Consider the following 4,750-nt stretch of genomic DNA (forward strand, 5'->3'; position numbering starts at 1 on the left):
GTGTATAGTAATGCTCAACAAGTTGCGACAGTGCCGTTTTTCGATCCTCGGTTTTCATTAGTTTGTCGAACATATTAATCTGCCATTGTGCGCCGTTGATTTGCGTTTCCAGTCCGCCTTTAATAATGCTTATCTGCTGGTTAATCTCGCTATCAGCCACGCCAAGCTGGCATAATCCCTCTTCGGCAACAGGCAGCAGCTCCTTAAGTATGTCGATAACAGGACGTTCTTCTAATCTTCCTGACAACAAACTGGGCCAGAACAGCTTTGCCTGCAATCCATACTTAGCTGCGCGGTAAAAATTTTGTTTAGCATAACGAAAAGGAAGTCCCGGAAGTATGGCACTTAAATGATCTTGTAAGCCGCGCATCAGGCCGCTCATAAGAGCAGCACTTGCAAGCATATTGCAGGGGGTCGGCCCTGCCGGCAGCGACCGTAACTCAATGCGTAAATGTCCATTGTCAACAGGATCATAGATAGGGCGATTCCAATTCCAAATACTCCCCAGGTGCAGCCTTAGTTCGCTTAGTGATGGTGCTTGACCTGAGCGCAGTTCATTGAATGGGTCGATATCCGTACAAATTGGCAGAATCGGATCAAACAGGTAGACGCTTTCAGCAAACATCTCGTAAATGTCTTTTCGAACCCAGCCAAAACCAAATAACACTCGCGCAGGCAAGTGTTTATCCAAGGTGTCTTCAATGCGGTAATCAGTGGACTGTTTGAACAGGGCGATACGTGTTTCGTGCCAAAGCTTTCGGCCTAAAAAAATTGGTGAATTAGCTGAAAGTGCAAGTGCAAGGGGGGTGGTGAGTTGGGCTGCATTATAAGCGTCAGCAAAGTTTTCTGGATTAATGCGGTAGTGAAATTGAAAGGATGTATTGGCACCCTCTAGAGAGACATCTTGCCAATGGAGATCTAAAGACTCCAAACCATCAATATGAATATGAAAATCTGAACCGCGCTTGTCTCTTAATGCTTTCGCTAGCACCTGAAATCGAGGTATATCAGTTATAGCATCAAGGCCCATATCTGAAGCCTGCAGGGTGGGTAAAATACCGATAGGTAATATGCGAGCTTGCTTTGTTCTTGCCAATTTAGACAAACATTGCAGTGCAGCAGTCATCTGTGTTCTCATTTTGCTAAATGGTGCATCACCTTGCTGTACTGGAATGAAATTATATTCAAGATTGAAACGATTAAGCTCTAGAGTGAGATGTTTATCCTTCATCTGACGATGAATCACATTATTGATCGGTTTTGGTGCCGCCTTATCATCCATAATATACAGTTCAAGTTCGGCTCCAAAGGAGGGGGAGCCACGGCCAAAACCGGGTTGTGACAACAGCTCTCGAAATGCCTGTAGATTTTTATTCAGGCATTGCTGGTATTGCTCAAAGTCTTTAGGTTCAAACTGCGTTTGCTCTATATCTTTTCCCACATGCATATCCTTTAGTCAGCTTTTGACTCAGTTAAGCTATGTCATATATTAGGGTGCGGTGCTGGTAACCTTCTCAACTAAGGATAGTTTGATTTTTGCAGGAAATAAAATTAACGTAATTGTGCGAACTAAATCACCCAGATCATGGATGAGTGGATTGCAAAGATCTTTCTAATAATAGAGTGTTACCCAGGCGGGTGAAGGTGACCTGCAATCGCTTTTATTACTTTTTTGGAACGAGAGTGCTAGTTAATTTTATCTAAAACAACACCTGTGGCAGAGTTATGTATTACCCAGCTAAACCACATTTCATAATATCCAGGAAATTCTTCTCCATCGATTAGTATCTTAATTTCTCCTTGGTCATTAATTATATCTATCACAGTGTCAGCAAATTTATACGTGAATTTATCAGAGTGAAACTCTTTTACCGGAAATGCAAATGAGACATTATTATATCTAAACACATACATGATCTCTTTCACGTGGTACTTGGCATTCGTCTTACTGATAGGAAAATAGATTTCATAAGATGTCTGATAATCTTCATATGGATAATGATTGTAATTCCGATTGAATCCGGTATCTGTACTCAATATTAATGAAGCTGGATATTTTTTCTTTACATCTTTAACCTGCAGTATACTTACATCGACTATCTCTAGTTTTTCTCCAATGTAATCGCCAATAACAGCCTCTCCTAAAGATTGCGACCAGAAACTTTCTGTCACACTGTCATACATAAGTAAATTGGATTCATATAGATAACCCGTTACTCCAAAGCGATGTATCCTGCCTGCAAATTTTCTATTAAATGCTATTGCAGAGCCGCATAGTGGACAAAACGTAACTGCTACATATTTGCCTCCTATCTGATCATTTACAATCTCATGCCAAACCAAGATATTAAAAGGGTAAAAACGAGTCTGATTTTTAATTTTCAGCAAAACGCCTAAAGCATCATCGCGAATATCTGAATGCTTAATATTAATAAATTTTGGATTATCAATAGCAGGGATTCCCTCTTTTCCAGGTCCCCCGGATAATACTTTTTTTAAATCTATGCTGCTTTTTGAAAAATCAGTCTTGAAATCAGGAGTAAATTCTTCAGCAGTCACTATAAAAAAAAGGGCAAATAATAATGGCAGGATCAGTAGTAGCAGTCTTCTCATGACGTTATCTCCGAATACATTTCTAATCGCCTTGCACTTGTATATATCCAAGTGGTTTGAGGATATCTTTATTATTTTATGCCCGTTTAATAGAAAATGTATGAATTAAGCAATTTTATAAATTGCTAAGAAAGATATTTGCGGATTAGCCTTATGCTCCTTGCTAAAGCGTTTATTCATCATAAGCAAAATGGAAAGGAGCAAGCTCGGCGAATTGATTTGCTGTTTTAAAAGGCAAGATCGCTCCTCGAAACATGAGTTACTTTGATTTGTTAACAACAGGTCGCGGTTTTCCATCACCGTCGATTGCGACGTAGTTAAATACTGCGTCACATACTAAGTAGGGGGAACTCACACCGTCAGTTGCAACAGTTTTAACCCAAACTTCAAGTGCAACAGAAAGAGACGCGTTACCAATTCTTGTGCATTCGCCATAGCAACAAACGACATCACCGACTCCGACAGGAGCTTTAAAGGTGATACTGGAAACTGATACTGTTACGACACGACCGCCTGAAATCTCTTTTGCAAGAATAGCTCCCGCTAAATCAAGTTGTGACATGATCCAACCGCCAAAAATATCCCCATTGGCATTAGTATCTGCTGGCATCGCAAGCGTGCGTAATAATAACTCGCCACGCGGGGCTTGCTCGGATGATGTGGTTGTTTTCATAACTATCTTCTCATTGATAATAAAAAAAGGCGGGACTCCTAGGGGATGTTGACAATTTCTACTGCGTTATCGCCTATTTATGTGGAATAACCACACTACATTGGCTCTGTCTTGTATAAATAGCCAACAAACAGCTGCAAAAACAACCTTGAAAGATCAACAGACCTTAAGAGTCAGATTCGAATACTTTATCATTGATGCTTAATAAAAATCACTTTAAACACGCTCTGATCTTTATTAATTAAAAGGAAAGATGTTTTTTAAATAGATGCGAGCAGTTTTAAATTTAATAGGCAATGTACAAATAAAACTTGATCAACCCTACTGTACTGCTGTACTGTTTCGCCATTACAAGGCGGGCCGTCGAGGAGATTGGAAATGATCGCTAAATTATTGGGTGAAGTAGCAGGATCTGAGGATTTATCATTACTTATTCCTTTACTGCTTTCTGCAGAAGAACTTAATGCAATTAACGGACGCATCTTAGTTTATAAAGAGTTATTGCGCGGTGAAAAGTCACAACGAGAGATCGCCAAGGAACATGCAATAAGTATTGCGACCATTACACGCGGTTCAAATAATTTGAAATCGATGAGCAGTGCTGAAAAAAAACTATTACAAACATTATTAATTAAGGAATAAGTTTATGTCAGAGGCAATAACCAATGAGCTAATGATATCCAATCAAGATACACAAATATCTTCTCTCGGTGGCGTATTTATCATTACCGGCACCAGTATCGGTGCGGGTATGTTTTCATTGCCGATTCTGACCTCTAATATGTGGTTTGGTTGGGCGGTGTTATTTCTTGGTATCTCCTGGTATTGCATGTATAGCTCGGCGTTATATTTACTCGAAGCAAACCAAAAATTTAAACATGGCGTCAACTTCGATACCATGACCAAGACCTTGTTATCTCCTTCGTTACGCTTAGTTAATGGTTTGTCTGTTCTGTTTGTCAGTTATATTCTGGTCTATGCGTATATATCGGGTGGCGGATCGATGCTCGGACATAGCCTGCAGTCAGGATTGGATATTAACCTAAGCCAATCCGTAAGTAGTTTTATTTTTGCTGTGTTACTGGGGTTAATCGTAAGCTTTAGCACGCGTGCCGTGGATCGTTTTACTTCCGCAATGCTCGGTGGCATGGTGATCACTTTCAGTATTGCCATTTTCGGTTTGTTGAATAACGCCGAATTTTCACAGTTACAGCCTTTAGCTGAAATGACTGAGCGCCTGCATTATAGCTGGGCGGCTATTCCTGCATTAATGGTCTGCTTTGGCTTCCACTCTAATATTCCCAGCCTGGTTAAGTATTACCAAAAAGACAGCAAAAAAGTCGTTAACTCAATTCGTTATGGCAGTTTGTTAGCGATAGCTATCTACCTTGTATGGTTATTGGCTAGTTTTACCGCAATCGGACGAGAAGGTTTTGCTGCTGTTATTGCTGCGGGTGGCAATAT

Annotated in this window: 4 protein-coding genes and 1 pseudogene; 2 read left to right on the top strand and 3 right to left on the bottom strand. The window is 40.3% G+C overall.

The genetic code is table 11. The features are described 5' to 3' along the window. Positions 1–322: 322 nt before the first annotated feature. From AC4GME_RS15335 to yciA, 3 genes and pseudogenes are all read right to left on the bottom strand, one after another. Positions 323–1,447, bottom strand: a pseudogene (locus tag AC4GME_RS15335) (glutamate-cysteine ligase family protein); the annotation flags it as partial. A 239-nt stretch (positions 1,448–1,686) separates the two neighbouring features. Further along, a complete protein-coding gene (locus AC4GME_RS15340) occupies positions 1,687–2,613 on the bottom strand; it encodes a DUF3179 domain-containing (seleno)protein (RefSeq protein WP_490375940.1) in 927 nt (308 codons plus the stop codon). A gap of 259 nt (positions 2,614–2,872) precedes the next feature. Further along, positions 2,873–3,286: an acyl-CoA thioester hydrolase YciA gene (gene yciA, locus AC4GME_RS15345; RefSeq protein ID WP_490379701.1), complete on the bottom strand. Its 414-nt coding sequence runs from the start codon at positions 3,284–3,286 to the stop codon at positions 2,873–2,875. Between the two features lie 378 nt (positions 3,287–3,664). On the opposite strand from yciA, the gene trpR reads away from it, so the two are divergent. Then, on the top strand, positions 3,665–3,928 hold the full coding sequence (gene trpR / locus AC4GME_RS15350) for a trp operon repressor (RefSeq protein WP_490375942.1): 264 nt from the start codon (positions 3,665–3,667) through the stop codon (positions 3,926–3,928). A 4-nt stretch (positions 3,929–3,932) separates the two neighbouring features. After that, the coding region (locus tag AC4GME_RS15355; protein ID WP_490379702.1) for an amino acid permease at positions 3,933–4,750 on the top strand (818 nt) is incomplete at its 3' end.

Source organism: Psychromonas sp., from assembly GCF_983033635.1.

Coding starts and splice junctions, on each gene's coding strand:
- yciA (WP_490379701.1), bottom strand. CDS start 3,286: ATGAAAACAACCACATCATCCGAGCAAGCCCCGCGTGGCGAGTTATTA.
- trpR (WP_490375942.1), top strand. CDS start 3,665: ATGATCGCTAAATTATTGGGTGAAGTAGCAGGATCTGAGGATTTATCA.
- AC4GME_RS15340 (WP_490375940.1), bottom strand. CDS start 2,613: ATGAGAAGACTGCTACTACTGATCCTGCCATTATTATTTGCCCTTTTT.